Raw genomic sequence first — 22644 nt, forward strand, 5'->3', positions numbered from 1 at the left:
CGGCGCCGGCTTGACGTCGGCTTGCTGAAACGATGGACTTCGCCAATTTCCTCATCCAGCTGCTCAACAGCGTCCAGTACGGCCTGCTGTTGTTCATGCTGGCCGCCGGCCTCACGCTGATCTTCGGGATCATGGGCGTGGTCAACCTCGCGCACGGCAGCTTCTACATGATCGGTGCCTACCTCGCGTGGTACTTCACGTCGCTGCTCGGCAGCCTCACGCTGGCCATCGTGCTCGGTACGCTGCTCGCGGTGGCCTTCGGCTGGTTGCTGGAGTGGTTGCTGTTTCGCCACTTCTACCACCGCGACCACCTCGACCAGGTGCTGCTCACCTTCGGCCTGATCTACATCTTCGAAGAGATGCGCTCCATCTTCTGGGGCGACGACGTGCACGCCGTGCAAGTGCCCGAGCTGCTGAACTGGTCGATCCCGCTCACCGACACGCTGTCCTACCCGGTCTACCGGCTGGTCATGTCGGCCGTGTGCATCGTGCTCGCCATCGGCCTGTACCTGCTCATCAGCAAGACGCGCCTGGGCATGAAGATCCGCGCCGGCGCCTTCAACCGCGACATGACCGAATCGCTCGGCGTGAACATCCGCCTGATCCACGGCGTGGTGTTCGCGCTCGGCGTGGGCCTGGCCGCCATCGCTGGCGTGATCGCCTCGCCCATCGCCAGCGTGTACCCGGGCATGGGCAGCTCGGTGCTCATCATGTGCTTCGTGGTCGTGGTCATTGGCGGCATCGGCTCGGTGCGCGGTGCGCTCGTGGCCGCCCTGCTGGTGGGGCTGGTGGACACCTTCGGCAAGGTGCTCGTGCCGCAGATTGCGGGCATGGCGGTCTACATGCTGATGGCGCTCGTGCTGCTCTACAAACCCGAAGGCCTGTTCAAACAATGAGCACCGCCAAAGCCCAACTCGAAAAACTGCCGCGCAGCATCCAGTTCGTGCTCGCGCTGGGCGCCATCGCGCTCGCGGCCTTTCCGCTGCTGCCCATTGCGGGCAGCGACTTCTACCTCGGCATGCTGTCGCAGATGATGATCCTGGCCATCTTTGCGATGAGCCTCGATCTGCTGCAAGGTGTGAGCGGACTCGTGTCGCTGGGGCACGCGGCCTTCTTCGGCCTGGCGGGCTACGCGCTGGCTTTCATGACGCCGGCCGATGCACCGATCGCACTGTGGTGGTCGCTTCCGGCGGCCGCGCTGGCCGCGGGTCTGGCCGCGCTGATCATCGGCTTCTTCGTCGTCCGCACGCACGGCATCTACTTCATCATGGTCACCATGGCCTTCGCGCAGATGGTGTTCTTCCTGTTCTTCGACAACAAGGCGCTCGGCGGCTCCGACGGCATCTACGTGAACTTCCGCCCCGACGCCACGGCGCTCGGCATCGACCTCGAGAGCAAGACCGTCTTCTATTACTTCACGCTCGTGGTGCTGATCGGCCTGTACTTCGCGCTGCGCCGCCTGCTGTTCTCGCCCTTCGGCCGTGTGCTCGCGGGCATCCGCGTGAACGAGCACCGCATGCGCGCCGTGGGCTATGGCACCTTCGGCTACAAGCTCACGGCCTTCACGCTGGCGGGCGCACTGGCGGGCGTGGCCGGCTACCTGTGGGCCGCGCAGACCGGCTTCGTGAACCCCGAGCTCATGGGTTTCCACATGAGCGCGCACGCGATCATGATGGTCATCCTCGGCGGCATGGGCAACTTCGCCGGCGCCATCGTCGGCGCGTTCGCGTTCGAGTACGTCATGCACCTGTTCAAGGACATGACCAAGCACTGGCAACTGCTCATGGGTGGCTTCATCGTGCTGGTGGTCATCGTTGCGCCGCGCGGTCTGCTTGGATTGATCGACCGCTACAGCAAGCGCGGAGGCAAGGCATGAGCGACCTGCAGCTTTCCGCGAAGAACCTGGTCAAGCGCTTCGGCGGCCTCGCCGCCGTCAACGATGTGTCGGTCGATCTGCACCGCGGCCGCATCCACGCGGTCATCGGCCCCAACGGTGCGGGCAAGTCCACGCTGACCAACCTGCTCTCGGGCGACCTGCCGCCCACCAGCGGGCAGATCGCGCTCAACGGGCAGGGCATCCACGGCAAATCGCCCGAGCGCATCTCGCGCCAGGGCCTGGGCCGCAGCTACCAGAAGACCAACATCTTCCTGCCCTTCACCGTGTGGGACAACGTGCGCCTGGCCGCGCAATCGCGCGAGCGCCACGCGCCCTTCAACCCGCTGCACTGGTTCAGCGCGGCGTCGAAGCTGGCCGACGTGAACCGCCGCTGCGAACGCGCGCTGGAACTCGCGGGCCTCACCGCACGCGCCCACACCGTGGCCGCCGCCACCAGCCACGGCGAACAACGCCAACTCGAAATCGCCATGACGCTGGCCACCGAACCCACGGTGCTGCTGCTCGACGAGCCGTTGGCCGGCATGGGCGCGGCGGAAGCCGAATCGATGGTGGCATTGCTGCAGCGCCTGAAGGCCGAACACGCCGTGATGCTGGTGGAGCACGACATGGACGCCGTGTTCGCGCTGGCCGACGTGCTGACCGTGATGGTCAACGGCCAGGTGATCGCCAGCGGCACGCCGCAACAGATCCGAAACGACGAAGGCGTGCAGGCCGCCTACCTGGGCGAGGAACACTGATGAGCGCCATCATCGAAGCCAGCGGCCTGCACACGCACTACGGCCAGAGCCACATCCTGCGCGGTGTCGATTTCACTGTCGGCCCGGCGCAGACCATCGGCCTCATGGGCCGCAACGGCATGGGCAAGACCACGCTGCTCAAGTCGCTCATGGGCCTGGTCAAACCCAGCGGCGGCACGGTGCAGGTGAAGGGCCGCAACATGACCGGCGCCTCGCCTTACAACGTGGCGCGCCAGGGCATTGCCTACGTGCCCGAAGGCCGCGGCATCTTTGGCAACCTGAGCGTGAAGGAAAACCTGGTGATGGCCGCGCGGCCCGGCACCCAAGGCCAGCGCGAATGGACTTATGAGCGCGTGCTCGACACCTTCCCGCGCCTGGCCGAACGCCTGGGCCACGGCGGCCAGCAGTTGAGCGGCGGCGAGCAGCAGATGCTCACCATCGGCCGTGCGCTGATGACCAACCCCGACCTGTTGATCCTCGACGAGGCCACCGAAGGCCTGGCCCCGCTGATCGCGCGCGAGATCTGGCGCATCTGCGGCCTGATCCGCGAGAGCGGCATCAGCAGCGTGATCGTGGACAAGAACTGGAAGCACGTCACGCAGATCACCGATCGCAACGTGATTCTGGTGAAGGGTGAGGTGGTGTTCGAGGGGGCCACAAAGGAACTGCTCGCGCAGCCAGGCCTGCTGGAGCAGCACCTGGGGGTCTGACCCCAGAGCTGGCGCCGCCTCGGCCGGCGCCCAGGCGCTAACGCTGCCCCAAGGCCTGCGAGAGTTTGCGGGCCTCTTCCTTGAGCACGAACACGATGGCGCGCACGCGCTCCTCGTCCACGCGCACGCCGGGGCCGAACACCGCCAGCGACCCCTTCACCTGGCCGTCGCCGCCAAAGTAGGGCACGGCCATGGCCACGGCGCCCTTGATGAGTTCGTCGCGGCTGATCTCGTAGCCCTGCTCGCGGATGGTCCGCAAGCGGTCGAGGTAGGCCACGAGATCGGCGTCGCGCGCGCCCTCGCCGCCAAGGTAGGCCTCGGGTGAGGCCACGTGCGCCAGGATCACGCGGCCGCTGGCGCCCAGGGTCACGTCGGTGCTGTAGCCCACGCCGCGCTTGAAACTCAGCGGCTGCGCGCTGGGCAGCTCGGCCACGCAGGTGCGCATGGCGCCCTGGTGGACCAGCAGCGACACGGTCTCGCCCGTGGCCTCCCACAGGCGGCGCATCATGGGCTGCGCCACAGTGGCGATGTCCAGGCCCGCGCTCCATACGTGCGCCAGGTTTGCCACCGACGGGCCCAGCTCGAAGCGCTGCGGCTCGCCCGAGGACACGATGAAACCCTTGTGCTCCAGCGTGCGCAGCAGGCGGTACAGCGTGGGGCGGCTCAGGTCCACGCGCTTGACCAGTTCGCCCGCCGTCAGGCGATGGTCGGTGGCCGTGAAGGCCATCAGGATCTCCAGCGCCCTGTCCACGGCTCGGACACTGTCCCCCAGTTTTTCAGCTTTTTCGCTTTTTTCGCTTTCTTCGATGCTGTTCATAGTCTGCTGACGGTTGTGTTCCCACGATGGTAGCTCAGCATTGTCCGCAGAGCGAACACATAAATCAAATACTTGACAAGGCATCACTTGTCCGTAAAATGGACTCAAGAATCATCTTGTGGACAAATGGAGATACCCCGATGAACAAGGAAATGTCCGAAACGCTGACCCGCGTAGGCCCCGGCACCCGCATGGGTGAGCTGCTGCGCCGCTACTGGGTGCCGGCGCTGGCGTCGAGCGAAATCCCCGAGGCCGACGGCCCGCAGGTGCGCGTGCAGCTGCTGGGCGAGAAGCTGCTGGCCTTTCGCAACACGGACGGCAAGGCCTGCCTGATCAGCGAGTTCTGTTCGCACCGCGGCGTTTCGCTGTACTTCGGCCGCAATGAGGAAAACGGCATCCGCTGCGCGTACCACGGCGTCAAGTTCGACGGCGACGGCAAGTGCGTGGACGTGCCGTCCTCGCCCCAGTCCTGCGCGCGCATGCACATCAAGGGCTACCCCTGCGTGGAGCGCGGCGGCATCGTCTGGACCTACATGGGCCCGGCCGAACACCAGCCCGCGCCGCCCGAGATCGAGTGGTGCACGCTTCCCGACAGCCACGTGTTCGTGTCCAAGCGGCTGCAGTACAGCAACTGGCTGCAGGCCATGGAAGGCGGTATCGACACAGCCCACGTGTCCTACGTGCACCGCTACGAGGTGGACACCGACCCGATGCACCAGGGCGTGAAGGCGCTGGACTACATCAAGGCCGACGGCAACGTGGTATTCGAGATCGAGAAGACGCCCTACGGCCTGGGCCTGTTCGGCCGCCGCAATGGCGAGCCCGACTCGTACTACTGGCGCGTCACGCAGTGGCTGTTCCCCTGGTTCACGCTGATCGCGCCCTTCGGCGAGCACGCGCTGGGTGGCCACGTCTGGGTGCCCATCGATGACCACCACTGCTGGGCCTGGAGCATCAACTGGCAGCCCTTCCACCCGCTGACGGCCGAGGAGCGTGCGGCGATGGAAGCCGGCCAGGGCATCCACGTGGAGTACGAGGCGCCGGGCAGCTTCGTCCCCAAGGCCAACCGCGACAACGACTACGGCATGGACCGCGTCGCGCAGCGCGAGAAGCGTTCGTACAGCGGCATCTTCGGTTTCTCTGCGCAGGACTACTCGCTGCAGGAAAGCATGGGCTCCATCCAGAACCACGAGGCCGAGCAACTGCTGCCCACCGACAAGGCCATCGTGATGGCGCGGCGCATGTTGTCGGAAGCCGCGATGGGCATCGAACAGGGCACCACCCCGCCCGCGCTGGACGCCAGCCAACAGCGGGTGCGGCCCGCCGGCGTGCTGCTGCCCAAGGAGCAGAACCCCGTCGAGTGGGCCAGGGAGCACCTGGCCAACAGCATTCACAAGCCGGTGTTCAGCCTGTGAAGGCCTGAGCTGGTTCGACCACACCAACTACAGGAGACAAGGCATGTTTCCACGCCGATCCCTTCTCGCCGCCGCCCTGCTGGGCGTGGCCACCGCCAGCCCTTCGTGGGCGCAGAGCGCGGCCGACTGGAAGCCCACCAAGCCGGTGCGCATCATGGTGCCCATCGTGGGCAGTACCAACGACGTGCTCGCGCGCCTTGTGGCACCCAAGCTGCAGGAGGTGTTCGGCCAGCCCTTCGTGGTGGAGAACAAGGGCGGCGCGGGCGGCACCATCGGGTCACTGGACGTCGTGAAGTCCGCGCCCGACGGACACAACCTGCTGGTGGGCTACAACGGGCCACTCGCCATCAACGTGACCCTTCTCAGCAAGATGCCCTACGACCCGGTGAAGGACCTGGCGCCCATCACGCTGGCGGTGAAGGCGCCGCAGTACCTGGTGGTGAACCCGGCTACGGGCATCACCAATGTCAAGGACTTCATCGCCACCGCCAAGTCGAACCCCGAGAAGCTGAACTACGGCTCGGTCTCGGTGGGCAGCGCCTCGCACCTGACGATGGAGATGATGAAGTCGGAGGCCGGCTTCAACATCACGCACATCCCCTACCGGGGTGCCGCGCCCGCGGTGTCCGACTTGGTGGCCGGCATGGTGCAGACCGGATTCTTCGTGCCGGGCAACGTGCAGGGCTTCGTCAAGGAAGGCAAGCTGCGCCTGCTGGCCAGCACCGGCCTCAAGCGATTCCCCAGCACGCCCGACGTGCCCACACTGGACGAGTCGGGCCTGAAGGGCTTCGAGGCCACCTCGTGGATCGGTTTCCTCGCGCCGGCGGGCACGCCGCCGCACATCATCAAGCGCTACAACGACGAGATGGTGAAGATCCTGAAGTCGCCCGACATCCAGGCCCGCCTGCACGAGATGGAGTTCGAGGTGATCGCCAGCACGCCGCAGCAGTTCAGCGCCTGGATCGCCTCGGAGATCAAACTCTGGGGCAAGGTCATCAAGGACAACGGCATCAAGCTGGATTGAGAGCGGACATGGCATCGTTTCGATTGGCCGGCAAGGTGGCCTTGATCACGGGCGGGGGCGCCGGCATCGGCGCGGCCGCGACCGCCCTGTTCTGCCGCGAAGGCGCGGCGGTGGCGATGGTGGACGCCGATCCGCAGGCGCTGGAGCGCACGCGCGCGGCGATCCTTGAGGCGCAGCCCGAGGCGCGCGTGATGGGCATCGCGGCCGACGTGTCGGACCCGGCCGGCGCGCAGGCCGCCGTGGCGCGGTGCGTGAACGAGTGGGGCGGGCTCGACGCGCTGGTGAACAACGCCGCCATGCGCAACTACCTGCCGGCGGCAGAAGTGTCGCCCGCCGACTGGCAGGCCATCGTGGCGGTGAACCTGGCGGGCATGTCCAACTACTGCCAGGCCGCGCTGCCGGCGCTGCGCCGCTCGGGCGCGGGCGCCATTGTCAACGTCTCCTCGTGCTACGCCGTCACCGGCCGCCGGGGCATGGCGCTGTACGACGCCACCAAGGCCGCGCAACTTGCCTTCACGCGCACGCTGGCGTTCGAGGAATCGACGCACGGCGTGCGCGCCAACGCGGTGTGTCCGGGCTCCACGCTGACCGACTTCCACGTGGGCCGCGCCTCGGCGGCGGGCAAGAGCGTGGAGCAACTCAGCACCGAGCGCAAGGACACCTCTCTCATCGGCCGCTGGGCCCGCCCCGAAGAAATCGCCGCGCCGATCCTCTGGCTGGCCTCGGGCGAGGCCTCCTTCATCACCGGCACCACGCTGATGGTGGACGGCGGCCTGCACATCATGTAACTCCCGGCTTGTGCCGCCTCTGCTGCGAACCCATGTCCACCGCCCTGCTCTCAGCCCTCGTCTACAACCTGAGGTACGAAGCCCCTGGCATCGTCAGCGTCGAGTTGCGACCGGCCACGCCAGACACGGTCTTCCCCGCGCACACCGCCGGCGCCCACATCGACCTTCACCTGGGCCAGGGGCTGATTCGAAGCTACTCGCTGATGAACCCGGTCACCGACGGGCAGCGTTACGTGCTGGGTGTGCTCAAGGACCGCCAGAGCCGCGGGGGATCGAAGCACGTACACGAGAAGCTGCGCGTGGGCGATGTCCTGGAGATCTCGCCGCCGCGCAACAATTTCCCGCTCGAAGAAAGCGCGCCGAAGTCGGTGCTGGTGGCTGGAGGCATCGGCATCACGCCCATGTTGTGCATGCTGGATCGGCTGGCCGCCCTGGGCCGCCCCGCGGAACTGCTCTATTGCGCACGCTCCCGCCGGGAAGCGGCCTTCGTGCAGGAACTGGAATCCAGGACCTCGGACCTGTTCCGGCTGCGCTTGCATTTTGATGACGAAGCCGCCGCGCCGCCCGACCTGCGCAGGCTGCTGGCCGGCCACCCGGGCGAGACCCACTTCTATGGCTGCGGCCCCGGCCCCATGCTGAACGCCTATCAGCAGGCCTGCGATGACCTGGGCTACAGCCACGTGCACCTGGAGCGTTTCGCTGCCGTGAAGCAGGAGGGGGAGGTCCCTGTCAACGCCAAGGGCTGCACCGTGGAGTTGCGCCGCAGCGCCCGGATCCTCCAGGTACCGCCTGGCACCACCCTGCTCGACGCCATCATGGAGGCGGGCATCATCCCCAGCTACAGCTGCAGGGAAGGCATCTGCGGGGCTTGCGAGACCAAGGTTCTGGCGGGCGAGGTAGACCACCGGGACAGCATCCTCACCAAGGAAGAGCGCGCCGCCAATCAGTCGATGATGATCTGCGTGTCGGGCTGCCGCTCCGACTCCCTGGTGCTGGATATGTGAGCGCCCGGCGGGGCAGCGGGTGGCTCCATCAGCGGGCTTTGTCCAGCTTGGGCAGGGTCTCGAAGAAATCGGCTCCCAGGCCGTAGTCGGCGACCGAGAAGTTCGGCGCCATCGGGTCCTTTTTGATCGCCATGATCACATTGGAGTCCTTCATGCCCGCTAAGCGCTGGATGACCCCCGAGATGCCGGCCGCGATGTAAAGCTGCGGTGCCACGATCGGCAGTCGAGGCAGGAGAGCCGAGTACGTCGGGTTCATTGAGGCCATCCAGTGCGCCAAGCGGCGCTGGCGTGTGTTGTGTACTCACTTCAGCGCAATGGCCTTGTCGGATATGACGGCAGAGATGTGGATCACGCGCAAGCCGAAGCTCGAAGTGCGGACCTGCCTTGTAGCGGACGTGGAAGCGAACAAGCAGCGTGAGACCAGTGTCCAAGTGCTTCCTGGTACGCATTGCCGCGCGCAATGGCCTCAGTCCGTGCCGTTCGCGCTTCGCCGCGGGTTCAAGAGAAGCGGCTACTCGGCTTTGGCACCTGAAACCCGCACGAGCTCTCCGGCCCTCAGATAGTCTGACTGAATGAAGCGCACGAATTCCTGCGGCGAGTAGATCATCGGCTCTGCACCAGAGGCGATGATGCGGTCCCGAATCTCTTTTAGCGCGAGAATCTTGTTGATCTCCTCGCTGATTCTCTCGGCAACAACGGAAGACGTGGCCGCGGGCGCTGCAAATCCGAACCACCCAGCGACCTCGTATCCTTTGAGCGCTGATTCTGCGACTGTCGGTAGCTCGGGAGCTGCAAGGGAGCGGCGGGCACCGGATACGGCCAGCGCCCTGACGGAGCCGGCCTTTGCATTGGGCAGTGCCGTAACGATGTTGTCGAACATGAGTTGTATGTGGCCGCCAATCAGATCGGTCATCGCTGGTGCCGAGCCCTTGTAAGGCACATGATTCATTTCGATGCCCGCCATGGTCGCGAATTGAGCCGCAGCCAGGTGTGCGAGTGAGCCACTTCCATACGAACCGTAGCTCAGCTTTCCGGGCTGCTCCTTGGCCAAGGCGATCAGATCTCGAACGCTGTGGGCGCGCACCGATGGATGAACGAGCAGAACCGTCTGAGTCAAGGCGATGGGAACCAACGGTGTGAAGTCCCGTTGGGCGTTAAAGCTGAGACCGCGATAGAGGTGCGGATTGACGGAAAAGGTCACATTGGTGCCAAGCAGGATGGTGTGTCCGTCTGCCGGGGCTCGCGCGACGAACTCCGCACCCAAATTGGTGGCCGCCCCCGCCTTGTTTTCCACGATCACGGTCTGCCCGAGGGCTTCTTGCAGTTTGGGGCCAATCAGGCGGGCCAAGATATCAGTCGTGCCTCCGGCCGGGTACGGAACGACGATTCGAATCGCGCGCGATGGAAATCCCTGTGCGGCAACGGGAATGACGAAGCTTCCTGCTGCGGCTGCGATCAGGTTGCGACGAGACAAATTGAACACTCGACGATCCATAGAAACTCCTGTGGGGTGGTTGAAAGACTGTCACCAGTCGTGCTGCAGCGTCCAGGTTCGGATGAGCTCGACGCCCTGGGCCAGTTGCTCCGGCTGTCCTTGAAAATAGTGATTGGCACGTGGTATCACGCGAAACTGCTTGTCTGGGCTCGCACACGCGTCGTGCATTCGACGGACATCGGGCTGGGGCACGGCATCGTCGGCACTGTGTTCGATGGCAAGCAGGGGCGCCGTTACACCGCGCGCGCATGTCTCTCCATCGGCCAAGGAAAACTCCAGAGACCATTGGGAGAGCCAGGAGCGCAGCGTGGAGAATCGTCCCAATCCCACGGGCCCGCTGTTGACCGTTTCTGGAATCCCCAGGTAGCAGCGCCCTATAAGGCGGTCATTGGGTTCGATGCTGCCGTCCAGGAATCGTGGATCGGCCATCGTGCGATGGGTGAGGAGTCCGCGCTCCATTTCAGCCCCTCCGCATTGGCGCAGCATCGCGAGGGTTTCCTGAACGTACGCGGTGATGCGTTGAAGCCGTGCACGTTGCGCCTCGCGATACGCCGCCAACCAGTCGGGCGGATATGGCGGCCGCACTGGCAGTGAGGGACTGTACAGATCCAATTCTGGATTGCGCCGATCAGGTGCGTTCTCGTCGATCACCGAGGGGTCGATCCAGTCCAACAGACACCGGGCACGAGAGCGATGCGCGGCCTCCAAGACAATGCCGTCAACGGGCCAGAGAGCCGCAGCCTTCAGGTTGATCGGGTCGCCAGCCGGAGTTGCTGTGACCGTCGGATTCTCCGCTTGGGATTGGTAGTACAGCGCCAGCGAGCCGCCACCGGACCATCCCAGCAGGACGACTTGGCGATAGCCCAATTGCTCCTTGGCGTATCTGACACAAGCACCAAGATCCAGGAGGACCTTCTCGTAGACCAGCGCTGTGTCGTTCCTTGCGTAGCGACTTCCCATGCACAAGACCGCATGGCCTGCACATGCCAACGCTGAGGGAAGCGGCATCAGTTGCAGGGTTGAACTGGGGTGCATCATGAGGAACACAGTGCTGCCCTCTCCGTGCGCGGGGCGGATCAGTAGGCCTTCCAGATTGATCATTCCCTGGCTTCCAGAGAACCCATAGGTTTCCGTTGCTTGGGCGGGCTCGGGGTACTGGATATGTACCCATTGGCGTCGAACTTGCTGAGACATCATCTGTGCTTAGTCAGTAGAAGTGGGCTTGGAGCATGGGCGTCCACTGTCTGGCGCTTGGCACCTGCTGCAACCATTCCAGGTTTGGACTTGATGCCCGCATCGTTCGGTATGGGGTGCAAATCCAGGCGGAGCCCGGCTCTGACGATCTGGCTTGGGACATCGTGTCCGACCAGACTGGGCAAGCGGGCGGCCGCCTCTACGAGTTGGGATAAATCTATGCCGGTGTCGTAGCCCATGAGATCGAGGGCGTGCACGATTTCTTCTGTGCAAACGTTCCCTGAGGCGCCAGGCGCATACGGGCAACCTCCCAGCCCGCCCAAGGCTGCATCGAACCGGTCGAGGCCAGTACTTATGGCCGCCAGCAAGTTCGCCAGACCCATGCCGCGCGTGTTGTGAAAGTGCAGCGTGAAGTCCACTCCCGTGTACTGGGCCAAACGGGCATGCGTCGCCAACTCGACCACCTGCAGCGGGAAAGCCATGCCGGTGGTGTCGCACAGCGTGATGCCCTGCACCCCCATGTCGACGAACCGCTGTATCCAGTCAGACACTTCTTCCTTGGAAACGTCTCCTTCCATGGGGCATCCAAAAACGCAGGAGAGCGAGACATTCGTTGGCACATCGGATGAGCGTGCCAGGGAGATTGCCTCTGTCAGCGCCGAAAGCGATTGACTGCGCGACATGCGCAGATTGCAGCGGTTGTGTGTCTCGCTCACCGACATCACGAGATTGACCTCGTCGGCTCGGGCCTCAATGGCCCGTTCCGTGCCGCGCACGTTCGGCACCAGGGCGGTGTACATGACACCTGGGCGCCGTTCGATCTCACGCATCACAACTTCAGCGTCTCGCAGCGCCGGGACAGCGGCAGGCGATGTGAAGGAAGTGACCTCGATTTTCTCCAGCCCGCAGGAGGAGAGCGCATTGATCAGCGCAATCTTCTCTTTGGTCGGCACGAACCGGGCTTCCATTTGCAGGCCGTCGCGTGGGCCTACCTCCTGTATGCGGATGCGCCGGCCCGAGCCGTTCCAGACACTGGCGTTCATCGGATCACCCCCTTGGTGCGCAGCAACCCGATCTGCTCCGTCGTGAGGCCGGCCTCAGCGAGCACGGTGTCGGTGTCGTCACCAAGGTGTGGCGCACTGCTGCGGATGCTGCCGGGCGTTGCGGAGAGCTTGGGCACGATGCCGGGCACTTCCACCGTATAGCCATCTCGGGTGACCTGGGGCAGCATCATGTCGCGAGCTCGGTAGTGCGGGTCCTCGGCGATGTCCTTGGCGGTGTAGACCTTCCCAGCCGGCACACGGGCGGCCGCCAGGATGTCCATCACCTGCTGCACGGTGTGCACGACGGTCCAGGCCGCGATGGCGGTGTCGATCTCGTCCACCCGAGCCACCCGGCCGGCGTTGCCGACCAGGTCGGGCGCATCGCCCAGGTCTTGCCGGCCAATGGCGCCCATGAGCCGCTTGAAGATGCTGTCGCCATTGCCCGCCACCAGCACCCACCCGTCCTGACAGGGATACGCGTTGCTGGGCGCGATACCTGGCAGCGCGCTGCCAGCGGCTTCGCGCACCGCGCCGAAGGCGCTGTATTCGGGGATCAGGCTCTCCATCACGTTGAACACCGCTTCGTGCAAAGCTACGTCGATCACCTGCCCCGGGCCGCCATGCACATTCCGGTGATATAGCGCCATCAGAACGCCGATGGTGCCGTGCAGCGCGGCCAGGGTGTCACCGAGAGAAACGCCCACTCGCACTGGCGCGCGCCCGGGCTCACCCGTCAGGTGACGCAAGCCTCCCATCGCCTCTCCGATGGCGCCGAAGCCCGGCAGGTCCCGATAGGGCCCTGTCTGGCCATAGCCCGAAATGCGCAGGATCACCAACCCTGGGTTGAGCGCGTGGATTTCATCGGGCGACATCCCCCAACTTTCAAGGGTGCCGGGCCGGAAGTTCTCGATCAGCACGTCAGCCTCAGCGATGAGGAGGCGAGCGATTTCCTGGCCCTGCGGTTGACGCAGGTCCAGCGCCAACGATCGCTTGTTGCGCGACTGCACCTGCCACCAAACGGATGTACCTTCCTTGACGAGGCGCCAGGAGCGCAGCGGGTCGCCGCCATCGGGCGCCTCGATCTTGATGACATCAGCGCCGAACTCGCCCAGCGTCTTGCCGCAGAAGGGGCCGGCAATGAGTTGGCCCATTTCAATCACGCGCAAGCCCTGCAGGGCACCGGCGGCGAGGCCCCCTCCCATTGAAGAATTGATTCGATGTTGTCTCATGTGAAGGGAATGATGCGCGCAACGTTGGGCTCTGCAAAACGCTGATGCGTGAGGCTGCCATCGCAATACGGCATGGCACGCTATCATCGACTCGCGATGAAGCTCGACCCTGTTTCCCTGCGCCTGTTCGTTGCCGTGATGAAGGAAAGCACCATAGCTGCTGCGGCCGCGCGCGAGCATTTGGCCGCGTCGGCCGTTAGCCGCCGGATGGCTGAGTTGGAGGCCTCACTGTGTGTGAGCCTTTTCACCCGTAGCAACAAGGGCACTGAACCCACCGCCGCCGCGTTTGCGTTGCTCAATCTGGCTCGAGGTGTCCTCAACGACATGGACGGCATTGCCAGTCAAATGCAAGAGTACGGCAGCGGTGTGCGCGGTCACGTACGCATCGTGGCCAACATCTCGGCCATCACACAGTTTCTACCCGCCGAGCTGCAGCGCTTTATGGCGCTGTACCCGCAGGTGGACGTGCGTTTGCAAGAGCAGATAAGCACCGTGATCGCGCGCTCAGTGGCTGAGAACGCGGCCGACGTGGGCATTCTCAATGCAGGCCACTACGGCGAGAGAATCGAATTGCTGCCTTACCACCTGGACGAACTGATACTGGCGGTGCCCAAGGACCACCCACTGGCGCGGCGCAAAAGCGTGCGGCTGGCCGACGCGCTGGCCTATGACTTTGTGGGTGCGCATCCCGGCAGTGCCATCAACAACCTGCTTACTACGGCGGCCTCCGCTGTGGGCTTGCCGCTGAGGTTGCGCATCCAGGTCACGAGCTTTGACGCGCTGTGTCTCATGGTCCACGCAGGCCTGGGCATAGGCGTTCTTCCGCGCAAAAGTGCAAGCCTCTACCACGGCACACTGGCAATTCGTGCTGTCCGCCTTGCTGAGCCTTGGGCGCACCGGCAACTCTCACTGTGCATACGATCAGACGACTCATTGTCTCGCGTGGGCCGTCTGCTGGTGGACCACTTACGCGCCAGCACGCCGGTGGCCAAACCGTGAATACCCCTTGAGCTGTTGCACACGAGGAGGCGCCCCCGTGTTGATCTCTGCCCGACCGTAGCCGTGCCTGGAAAGGCTGTCTCCGACGCATCCGAGCCAAGCAGTTTGCGCTGTCGCCGACTCGCTGGGACAAGGTCGTTCGCACTGCGGGATCGCGAGGAGGCGTGGCCAGGTCTCTGTATGACCCGCGTCTATCGATCGAGGAACTCCGCTGTCATGGCTTCGGATGGTTTAGGAACATAGTTAGAGGGTGTTTTCTGCTTCAGGCCCTCGACCCAACCCAGCATCTGGGGGATCCCCGGCCAGAAGAGATGGTCAGTGACCAATGTAAGCGTCGCCATGTCCTTCACGGTCGAGTCAGGGTATCTCAGTCCCGCACAGTTCGAGCAAGCTCAAGAAGCTTAGGTCGGTGTCAACGAGACCGGCAGCAGCCCATTCGGCCTGATCCATCGGGTGGCGACGCACCGGCACGCCGAGCACCTTGGCCAGGGATTCGCAGAAGTGGGTCTTGCCCACCCCCGGCGGCCCGAAGAGCAGCAAGGGCGGCAGGCGAACGGGCGGCGTTCCTTCTTCTTCACCGGGCACGCCCGTGTCCGCGATTGCCGCCTTGGACTTGCCCTTCCCTGCTCGGGCCTTCTTTCCCGTTCCGCTGGCTTGGGCGCCGTTTTCACGCTTCGCGCTTTCATGTCCTGGCGCCGCACTGCGCATCTTCTGCAGCGCCACATGGTTCGCCACGAACTGGATCACTTCACCGAAGTGCGGGTGATCGTCTTGCAGCGCCAGGATGGCCTCCACCGACTCGGGCGCACCCAGGCGCCGCCAAGGCCCTTTCGCGTTGAGCATGAAGCCATGCCACCGTGATGACCACCTCAATGATCAAAAGTCGTGTATGCTATCCATTGAAACCGGTTTTATTGTACGAAACCATGAAGGTGCTACACATGAACTTCGAACTCAGCCCGGATGACCAAGCATTTGCCGACGCCGTCGCCCGCTTCGCTCGTGCCAAGCTGGCCGGCGGTGCGCTGGAGCGTGCCCACTCCCCAAGCTACCCATGGGAGGTCGCGCGCATGCTGTCGGAGCAAGGCCTGTTCGGCATCGCCTTTTCTCAAGCAGACGGAGGCCAAGGTGGCACCCTGATGCAGGCGGTGTTGGCAATTCAGGAGGTGGCGCTGGTATGCCCCAAGAGCGCCGACATCGTGCAGGCCGGCAACTTCGGTCCGATCCGCACCATGGTGGAGTACGCCACCAACGAACAAAAACAACGCTTCCTTCCTGACTTGCTGGGAGGGCGAAAACTCATCTCGCTGGGCATGACTGAGCCCGATGCGGGTTCTGCGGTGACCGAGTTGCGTACCAGTGCCACAGCCGATGGCGATGGCTACCTCATCAATGGCAGCAAGATCTTCTCGACCCACAGCCCCGAGGCTGAGCTCTTTCTGGTCTACGTGCGATTTGGCCCGGGACTGGAGAACATCGGTTCCGTGTTGATCGAGAAGGGCACGCCGGGCTTCACCGTCGGCAAACCTGCGAGTTTCATGAACGGCGAGCAGTGGAGCCAGTTGTACTTCGAGAACGCACGGGTACCAGCCAGCAACCTGCTGTTGGGCCCAGGGGGATTCAAGAAGCAGATTGCTGGTTTCAATGTGGAGCGCCTGGGCAATGCATCGCGCTCGTTGGCCCTGGGCCGCCACTCATTCAACATTGCACGCGAGCACGCACTAAACCGCAAACAGTTTGGACGACCCTTGTGCGAATTCCAGGGACTGCAGTGGAAGTTCGCCGACATGCACATGCGGTTGGAGCAGGCGCAACTGCTTTTGTACAAGGCAGCGATGGAAGGAGAACATGACCTGCCGAGTGCACAGAGCACGGCCATGGCCAAGCTCGCGTGCAACGAGGCCGGATGGTTCGTGGCCAACGAAGCACTGCAAGTGATGGGCGGCATGGGCTTCAGCCAAGAATCGATCGTCGAGTACTGCGTGCGCCGCATTCGCGGCTGGATGATCGCAGGTGGTTCGATCGAAATGCTCAAGAATCGCATTGCCGAGGGCGTGTTCGAACGCAGCTTTCCGCAACGCGCGCCGAAGGTCGGGTAAAGGGTTTCATAGGAGACATCGATGGATCTTGGAATGCAGGACAAGGCGGTGCTTATCACCGGCGGAGTGCAGGGCATAGGCCTAGAGGTGGCACGTGAGCTGGCGCATGCCGGTGCGCGCCTGATGCTGGCTGACGTCAATGTCAGCGCGGGCCAGGCCGCCGTTGCCGAGCTGGGCGCACGCACCCAGGTTTCATTCGTGGAAGTCGACCTTACGCAACCCCAGTCGGTGCAAGCGATGGTGGAGGCAACGATGAAGACCTACGGTCGCATCGACGGATTCGTCAATTGTGCGGCGATCTTGGATGACAAGACCTTCGAGGAATCGTCTCCTGCAGATTGGAAACGCATGCTCGACGTCTGCCTTCTCGGTCCCATGTACTGTCTGCACGCCCTGCTCCCGATCATGAAAACCCAGCAGTCAGGCCGCATCGTGTGCTTCTCGTCTGACTCGGCCCGCGGCGGACAGGCGCGCCTGTCGTACTACGCGGCCGCCAAAGCTGGCGTGACGGCATTGATCAAGTCGATTGCACAGGAGATGGGGCCCAGTGGCATAACGGCCAACATCGTCTCGCCCGGCGCCACCAACACACCACTTCGCATGAAGCGCGAGGAAGCGATGCGTGCACAAATGGGTGAAGAGAAGTATCAACGCCGCGTGCAGACGGTCCAGAAGATGTACCCGTTGCGGCGCATCGGAGAACCCGGCGACATCGCGCCCATGGTGGCGTTTCTCCTCAGTGACCGCGCGGCCTGGATGACGGGCCAGGTGGTCAGCATCAATGGCGGCTTTACGATGGTGTAACGGGTATGAACTTCGATCTCACTTCTGATCAACGCCAACTCCAGGACGCCGCCATCCGGTTGTCGGAGCAGAAGCTCTATCCGTGGCTGGCCAAATACCCGAAAAACCAGCCACTGTCAAAGGCAGTCATGCTGCAGATCTTCGAGGTGCTGGCCGAATTCGGCCTCACTGGCGCGCGCGTGCCAGAAGAAGAAGGTGGCAGCGGCCTGAGCACGCTGGAGTACGGTCTCGCCTTCGAGCAGTTGCCGCCGGTCATAGCGCTCGCATTGATAGCACACGATGGCACCACCTCACGCCTGTGTGCAAGCGGTGCAACCAAGGATTTTCCGCAACTCATCGCCGACTTGCTCGCGGGCCGCAAGATCGCCTGCACCGCGTCCACCGAGCCGACCACGGGGTCGGACCCGCGAAGTATCCGGTTGCGCGCACGCGAGTCAGACGACGGTGCGATGCATTTTCTGACCGGAACCAAGCAGTGGATCACCAACGGGACGATCGCCGATGTGGCCTTCGTAACGGGGAAATCCGAGAAAGATGGCGAGTTTCGTCGCTACATCGTGGAGCGTGAGGTCTCCCCGTTCCATGCCAGCGAAATCCCCTGCGTAGGGCTGCAGCAAGGTCACCTGAGCGAGCTGACCTTCGACCAAGTCGCAGTACCTCGAAGCAACGCGATCGGCAGCGAAAACAGCACCATGAAGACGCTTACTCAAGCTTGGCTCGTCAATCGACCGCTGCTGGGCTTGTTGGGCCTGCGGGCCGCTGAACGAGCACGCGACGTGGCGATAGAGCATGTCAAAGGGCGCGAGCAATTTGGTGCTTTGCTGGCGAGCAAGCAACTCATCCAGGAGGCACTGGTCGATATCGACGCCTCGATCCAGAGCGCTCGGCTGCTGTGTTACAGCGCGCTCGACGCCGCCGACCGCGGCGCCTCAACGCAGGCCTTGTCGGCCATGGCCAAACGCCAGGGCGTAGCGGTGGCGGAGCGCGCGGCCAGCATAGCGATGAGGTTGTGTGGCGCCATGGGTCTGGCCACCGAGACCGGCGTCGAGCAGCACACCCGCGACATCAAGATGCTCACCATTCCTGATGGAACCTACGAGGTACTGACGCTGATCGCCGGGCGCGACATCACCGGCCACAGCGCGCTCTGAGGTTCAGCCATGGTGATTGATGAACTCGCGCAATTCGCGGCAAGACAAGTGGCTGACGGCTTGCCACCGACAGTGAGCCACGCGGCCAAGCGTGCGCTGGTGGACTGGTTCTCCGCGCTTTTTCCCGGGACACGCATCGCGCCTGCGGCCAACCTCATGGCCGCGCACCGACATGAACTGGGCGTCGGCAATGCCAGTTTGCCCGGGCTGAAGACCACCTCGTTTCCCGCGACGGCCGCCTGGATCAATGGCAGCGTCTCACACGCCGTGGAATTCGACGACATCTTTCGCGACGCGATCTATCACCCTGGATGTCCCACCGTGGCAGCGGCACTGGCTGTGGCCGAGCACCTCTGCGCATCCGGCTCGCGTTTGCTGGAGGCGATCACGGTGGGTTACGAGATTTCCACCCGCATCGGCGTGGCCGTGCAACCATCGCACTACAAGTTCTTCCACACCACCGGCACGGTGGGGTGCTTTGGCGGCGCGGCCGCGGCCGCGGTGCTGCTCTCACCCAAGGCCGAAGTCACCGCACATGCGCTGGCCAGTTCGGCCACGTTTGCCTCGGGCCTGCAGCAGGCCTTCCGCTCCGACGCGATGACCAAGGCACTGCATGCGGGGCATGCAGCTTGGGTGGGTGTCACGTCTGCATTTGGCGCTGAAAGCGGTGTTACCGGTGTGCTCGACATCCTTGAGGGCTCGGCAGGATTCGGGGCGGCGTTGGCAGATGGCCCCGACTGGTCCAAAGCCACCGAAGGGCTCGGCTCGCGTTTCAACATCGAGAGCGTGACGGTGAAGAACCACGGCTGCTGCGGCCACACCTTCGCCTCCATCGACGGCTTGCTGGCATTGCGCGCGCAGCACGGCTTCGGCGTCAACGACATAGAGTCCATCGAGATCTCGACCTACGGTGCGGCGGTGGAGGTGGCGGGAATTCGTGAGCCGAAGTCGCCGTTCGAATGCAAGTTCAGCATCCCATACGCGGTGGCCCACGCAGCACACCACGGCTCGGTGCGCATGGCGGCTTTTGATATCGACCGCATCTTCGACGTCACGGTGCGGAACCTGATGCCGCGCATCCATTTGCGGGCCGACCCCGAACTCACGAGACGCTTTCCCGGCATGCGCGCGGCAAACGTGCAAGTGGTGCTCAAGAGTGGACAAGTGCTCAATCACTTTCAGCCACATCGGATCGGGGATCCAGAAGCGCCTCTCACGGACGAACAGGTGAGTGAAAAGTTTCTTGAGCTCGCGTCGCCGGTGATTTCTACGGACGGTGCGAAGAAACTGCTCGATCAACTCTGGAATATCGACCAGGTGCGCGACGTGCGCTCGCTGCGATTGCAGTTGCTTTGACGCGCTTCATTTCACTACGGAAAACACCCCCGAGCCCATCTTCGAAGAAATGTCACTCTGCGCGTCGAGCATGAGCGTGAGGTTGCGATCCAGAACGCCGCGCATGCGATCCTCAGGACCGGTGACCGTGACGGCGTAGCGGCCGCGATCGTTGATGTCAAAGATGGCGACCGAAATCGCCAACGAACCCTTCACGCGTTCGCTGCGCGTGATGGCATAACGCTGGCTCCGGATTTTTTCCAACTCTGCCCTGAGTTCGCTCGCGCTGGAGGGGAAATCTGTCGGCAGCCGCTTGATGGTCGCGGTTTGTTCTTCCTTCGACAGGTGTGCCAGCAGTACCTTGCCTGTAGCACCATAGAACAGCGGCGCGTGTTCACCCAGCTTGACGATATGCACGAGCCTCGAACTCGACTCGATCACGTCAATGCACACGCGGTCCATGCCAATCGCGGTATTCAGACTGACCGTCTCGCCTGTTGCATTGCCGATCTCCACCATGATGGGATGCGCGACATCGCGAATGTTCAAGCCACTGGCGACAACGCCTGCCAGCTTGATCAGCTTCATCGACAGGCAGTACTTCTGATCGTCCAGTCGCACCAGGTATCCAGCGTCGCACAGGCTGTTGACGAGACGAAAGGCCGTGGCTTTGGGCAACTCGATGCGGTCGCTGATCTCTTGCAGCGCAAGCTTGGGCCTGTCCGGAGTGAATGCGTCTAGCACCGAAAAGATTCGATCGACGGCTCGCACGGTATGAACGCTTTCTTGAGTGTGGCTGGCGCCAAGGTGGCGCCGGATATTAGCAGTCGCCGATCATCACCAAGCCGTCCAGCGCCCGCACGCCACGGCCTGCAGGCAGAACCGCAAGAGGGTTGATCTCGGCCTCGGCCACGCGTGGCTGCGTGCAGCGTGCGAGTTCGGAAACCCGCGCCACGGCGTGCGCCAGCGCGTCGATGTCGCCCAGCGGCAGGTTGCGGTAACCAGAGAGTTGCGCGAACGCCTTGACCTCACTCAACATCTGGCGCGCCACATCGATCGACACCGGCGCGGGGCGAATACTCACATCCTGGTAGAGCTCGGCCAGCACCCCCCCCAGGCCGACCGATACGATAGGTCCGACCGCTGGATCGTATGAATAGCCCACCAGCACTTCGGCCAGTCCCTTGACCATCTCCTGCACCTGAAAGCCGTCAATACGGGCTCGCGGTACAGCCTCGCAGACGCGCCGCAGCATGGCCTCGGCTGCCGATCGAAGTTCGTGCGCGTTGGCGATATCGAGTTGCACGCCACCCATCTCGGTCTTGTGCGGGACGTCGGCGGAAGAAATTTTGAGCACGCAGGGAAAGGCAACGTTGTCGAGCGACGCGGCGTCCCAAGTCGCGGGCGTGGGGGGCAGCGTCCACTCCTGCGCCTGGGGGATGCCAAGTGCGGCGAACGCGCGTTGCGAATCGGCCGAGCTCAAAGTCTGGCCCGCCTGGTGATCACCGGGCAATACGGGCTTGGCGCCAGCGGTTTGATGCACGCGTGGGACCTGCCAACGCGCCCAAGCTGACAGGGCGTCGGTGCAGGCCTCGGGTTGCGAGAACACCGCAACACCGGCTTCGCGCAGCAACTGGCGCGAACGCTCTGCATTGGGTGTGAGGAAAACCGCCACCGGCTTGCTGGACTGCACGCTCAGGATCGGTGCAACCGCTCGTTCGGGCCGGAACTGCGAGGACGAGCCCACCACAGCGACCACCGCATCGATTTCCGACGACTGCAGAAACTCCTCGAGCACCGCGCCGTAGGTGGCCGCATTGGTCCCCGCCAAGGTCAGATCCACCAGCGGCGCGTCGCCGATGTGGATGCCCTTGTTGGCCAGTGCAGCCTGCATTCGTGGCGTGGGCGGGGCCACGTTGATGTTGCGTTCGCCGAGGTTGTCGACAATGAGCGCGCCGCCGCCGCCTGTGGTGGACATGACGCCGATGCGCGCGCCTGCCCCGCGGCCTCGGCGAAACAGAGCTGGTGCGTCCAACAGGGCTTCGAAGTTGTTGAGCTCTGCGATGCCGATGTCGTGCAGGAAGGCCGAAGTGGCCTTGCCATTGCCAGTGAGCGCCCCGGTGTGCGAGACCGCCAGGTGCTGGCCGATAGCGGAACGGCCCAGCCGGTAGGCCAGGATAGGCTTGTTGGCAGCATGGGCCTTGAGCGCAGCAGCACGCAGTGCTTCGGGTGAACGAATGGTCTCGATAAACAACTCGATGACACGCGTGTCCGGGTCGTCAACCATCATCTCGATGAGTTCGGCGATGGAGATGTCTGCCTCGTTGCCAACGGAGACGAGCTTGGAGAAGCCGGCGCCGCGCGCCGCACCGCGCGAAAGGATGGCGCCCAGCATGCTGCCGCTCTGCGAGATCAAGCCCACGTCACCTTTTGGTAGCGCGGGCAGCGACAGCACCTCGTTGGCTGACAAGGCCACCTGTGCGTGCAGGTCGACGATGCCCAGCGCATTCGGTCCCAGCAGGCGGGTCTGAGACCCGGCGAGCAGTTGCAGCAGCGTCTCTTGTCGAGCCTGGCCTTCTTCGCCCGCTTCCGAAAACCCGTTGGACATGATGGTGACGCAGCGCACCGCCGAGGCCACGCAGTCCTCGACCGCGGGCAGTACGTGCTCGGTGGGCAGCATGATGTAGGCGTGGTCCACCGGGCTTGGCGCGTCGCTCACCTTCGGGTAGGCACGCAGGCCCTGGATGTCACTGCGACGCGGGTTGATCGGAAAGATTGTTCCGGTGTAGCCGTGTTGCGTCAGGTGCTTCTGCGGAAGCGCAGCGTGTTTGGCGAGGTCGGCAGAGGCTCCGACGAGTGCGATGGTCTTGGGCCGGAATACGGCCTCCGCCAGAGTCGACATC

General features: G+C 63.8%; 21 protein-coding genes and 1 pseudogene. 13 read left to right on the plus strand and 9 right to left on the minus strand.

Annotation, left to right across the window (positions count from 1 at the left end):
* The first annotated feature begins 32 nt into the window (after nucleotides 1-32).
* From WDZ95_RS09600 to WDZ95_RS09615, 4 genes are read left to right on the plus strand one after another with little or no spacing between them, the layout of a single operon-like run.
* The gene (locus tag WDZ95_RS09600; RefSeq protein WP_166227988.1) at nucleotides 33-896 is read left to right on the plus strand and encodes a branched-chain amino acid ABC transporter permease; all 864 of its coding nucleotides are present in this window, start codon (nucleotides 33-35) and stop codon (nucleotides 894-896) included.
* Complete coding sequence (locus WDZ95_RS09605) at nucleotides 893-1876, plus strand: branched-chain amino acid ABC transporter permease (protein ID WP_166227990.1); 984 nt, start codon at nucleotides 893-895, stop codon at nucleotides 1874-1876. The genes WDZ95_RS09600 and WDZ95_RS09605 overlap by 4 nt, the downstream gene beginning before the upstream one ends.
* Nucleotides 1873-2634, plus strand: a complete 762-nt coding sequence (locus WDZ95_RS09610; protein ID WP_166227992.1) for an ABC transporter ATP-binding protein — start codon at nucleotides 1873-1875, stop codon at nucleotides 2632-2634. Before WDZ95_RS09605 ends, WDZ95_RS09610 begins: the two co-directional genes overlap by 4 nt.
* The gene (locus WDZ95_RS09615) at nucleotides 2634-3344 is read left to right on the plus strand and encodes an ABC transporter ATP-binding protein (RefSeq protein ID WP_420810289.1); all 711 of its coding nucleotides are present in this window, start codon (nucleotides 2634-2636) and stop codon (nucleotides 3342-3344) included. Before WDZ95_RS09610 ends, WDZ95_RS09615 begins: the two co-directional genes overlap by 1 nt.
* Before the next feature lie 37 nt (nucleotides 3345-3381).
* Here WDZ95_RS09615 and WDZ95_RS09620 read toward each other — a convergent pair whose 3' ends face one another.
* A complete protein-coding gene (locus tag WDZ95_RS09620; protein ID WP_166227994.1) occupies nucleotides 3382-4161 on the minus strand; it encodes an IclR family transcriptional regulator in 780 nt (259 codons plus the stop codon).
* Nucleotides 4162-4301: 140 nt separating this feature from the next.
* Between WDZ95_RS09620 and WDZ95_RS09625 the strand changes: the two genes are divergently transcribed.
* From WDZ95_RS09625 to WDZ95_RS09640, 4 genes are read left to right on the plus strand one after another with little or no spacing between them, the layout of a single operon-like run.
* The gene (locus tag WDZ95_RS09625; RefSeq protein WP_166227996.1) at nucleotides 4302-5576 is read left to right on the plus strand and encodes an aromatic ring-hydroxylating dioxygenase subunit alpha; all 1275 of its coding nucleotides are present in this window, start codon (nucleotides 4302-4304) and stop codon (nucleotides 5574-5576) included.
* Between the two features lie 43 nt (nucleotides 5577-5619).
* Nucleotides 5620-6600, plus strand: coding sequence for a Bug family tripartite tricarboxylate transporter substrate binding protein (locus WDZ95_RS09630; protein WP_166227998.1), 981 nt, complete (start codon nucleotides 5620-5622; stop codon nucleotides 6598-6600).
* Between the two features lie 8 nt (nucleotides 6601-6608).
* The gene (locus WDZ95_RS09635) at nucleotides 6609-7388 is read left to right on the plus strand and encodes an SDR family NAD(P)-dependent oxidoreductase (protein WP_166228000.1); all 780 of its coding nucleotides are present in this window, start codon (nucleotides 6609-6611) and stop codon (nucleotides 7386-7388) included.
* Nucleotides 7389-7420: 32 nt separating this feature from the next.
* Nucleotides 7421-8392, plus strand: a complete 972-nt coding sequence (locus tag WDZ95_RS09640) for a PDR/VanB family oxidoreductase (RefSeq protein WP_166228002.1) — start codon at nucleotides 7421-7423, stop codon at nucleotides 8390-8392.
* Between the two features lie 28 nt (nucleotides 8393-8420).
* Here the strand turns inward: WDZ95_RS09640 and WDZ95_RS09645 are convergent.
* The 5 genes and pseudogenes from WDZ95_RS09645 to WDZ95_RS09665 form a co-directional block, all read right to left on the minus strand.
* A pseudogene (locus WDZ95_RS09645) lies at nucleotides 8421-8609 on the minus strand (electron transfer flavoprotein subunit alpha/FixB family protein); the annotation flags it as partial.
* Between the two features lie 294 nt (nucleotides 8610-8903).
* Nucleotides 8904-9887 carry a Bug family tripartite tricarboxylate transporter substrate binding protein gene (locus WDZ95_RS09650; RefSeq protein ID WP_166228004.1) on the minus strand — a complete coding sequence of 328 codons (984 nt, stop codon included), beginning with the start codon at nucleotides 9885-9887 and terminating at the stop codon, nucleotides 8904-8906.
* Nucleotides 9888-9917: 30 nt separating this feature from the next.
* Nucleotides 9918-10988, minus strand: coding sequence for an alpha/beta hydrolase (locus WDZ95_RS09655; protein ID WP_240936394.1), 1071 nt, complete (start codon nucleotides 10986-10988; stop codon nucleotides 9918-9920).
* A gap of 92 nt (nucleotides 10989-11080) precedes the next feature.
* Nucleotides 11081-12124 (minus strand): hydroxymethylglutaryl-CoA lyase, encoded by a 1044-nt coding sequence (locus tag WDZ95_RS09660; RefSeq protein ID WP_166228008.1) that lies wholly within the window; start codon nucleotides 12122-12124, stop codon nucleotides 11081-11083.
* A complete protein-coding gene (locus WDZ95_RS09665) occupies nucleotides 12121-13326 on the minus strand; it encodes a CaiB/BaiF CoA transferase family protein (RefSeq protein ID WP_166228010.1) in 1206 nt (401 codons plus the stop codon). The genes WDZ95_RS09660 and WDZ95_RS09665 overlap by 4 nt, the downstream gene beginning before the upstream one ends.
* 123 nt (nucleotides 13327-13449) lie before the next feature.
* Between WDZ95_RS09665 and WDZ95_RS09670 the strand changes: the two genes are divergently transcribed.
* Nucleotides 13450-14352 carry a LysR family transcriptional regulator gene (locus WDZ95_RS09670; RefSeq protein WP_166228012.1) on the plus strand — a complete coding sequence of 301 codons (903 nt, stop codon included), beginning with the start codon at nucleotides 13450-13452 and terminating at the stop codon, nucleotides 14350-14352.
* A 357-nt stretch (nucleotides 14353-14709) separates the two neighbouring features.
* Here the strand turns inward: WDZ95_RS09670 and WDZ95_RS09675 are convergent, their stop codons facing one another.
* Nucleotides 14710-15195 carry an AAA family ATPase gene (locus WDZ95_RS09675; RefSeq protein ID WP_166228014.1) on the minus strand — a complete coding sequence of 162 codons (486 nt, stop codon included), beginning with the start codon at nucleotides 15193-15195 and terminating at the stop codon, nucleotides 14710-14712.
* A 98-nt stretch (nucleotides 15196-15293) separates the two neighbouring features.
* On the opposite strand from WDZ95_RS09675, the gene WDZ95_RS09680 reads away from it, so the two are divergent.
* From WDZ95_RS09680 to WDZ95_RS09695, 4 genes are read left to right on the plus strand one after another with little or no spacing between them, the layout of a single operon-like run.
* Nucleotides 15294-16451: an acyl-CoA dehydrogenase family protein gene (locus tag WDZ95_RS09680; RefSeq protein ID WP_166228016.1), complete on the plus strand. Its 1158-nt coding sequence runs from the start codon at nucleotides 15294-15296 to the stop codon at nucleotides 16449-16451.
* A 21-nt stretch (nucleotides 16452-16472) separates the two neighbouring features.
* Nucleotides 16473-17255 carry an SDR family NAD(P)-dependent oxidoreductase gene (locus WDZ95_RS09685; protein WP_166228018.1) on the plus strand — a complete coding sequence of 261 codons (783 nt, stop codon included), beginning with the start codon at nucleotides 16473-16475 and terminating at the stop codon, nucleotides 17253-17255.
* A 5-nt stretch (nucleotides 17256-17260) separates the two neighbouring features.
* Nucleotides 17261-18406 carry an acyl-CoA dehydrogenase family protein gene (locus tag WDZ95_RS09690; RefSeq protein ID WP_166228020.1) on the plus strand — a complete coding sequence of 382 codons (1146 nt, stop codon included), beginning with the start codon at nucleotides 17261-17263 and terminating at the stop codon, nucleotides 18404-18406.
* Nucleotides 18407-18415: 9 nt separating this feature from the next.
* A complete protein-coding gene (locus tag WDZ95_RS09695) occupies nucleotides 18416-19762 on the plus strand; it encodes an MmgE/PrpD family protein (RefSeq protein WP_166228021.1) in 1347 nt (448 codons plus the stop codon).
* Between the two features lie 6 nt (nucleotides 19763-19768).
* Here WDZ95_RS09695 and WDZ95_RS09700 read toward each other — a convergent pair whose 3' ends face one another.
* Nucleotides 19769-20512 (minus strand): IclR family transcriptional regulator, encoded by a 744-nt coding sequence (locus tag WDZ95_RS09700; protein ID WP_166228023.1) that lies wholly within the window; start codon nucleotides 20510-20512, stop codon nucleotides 19769-19771.
* Nucleotides 20513-20561: 49 nt separating this feature from the next.
* On the minus strand, nucleotides 20562-22643 hold the full coding sequence (locus WDZ95_RS09705; RefSeq protein ID WP_166228025.1) for an acetate--CoA ligase family protein: 2082 nt from the start codon (nucleotides 22641-22643) through the stop codon (nucleotides 20562-20564).
* Nucleotide 22644: the final 1 nt, after the last annotated feature.

It is taken from the genome of Hydrogenophaga sp. T2, from assembly GCF_049843535.1.
Lineage (GTDB): Bacteria > Pseudomonadota > Gammaproteobacteria > Burkholderiales > Burkholderiaceae_C > Hydrogenophaga > Hydrogenophaga crocea.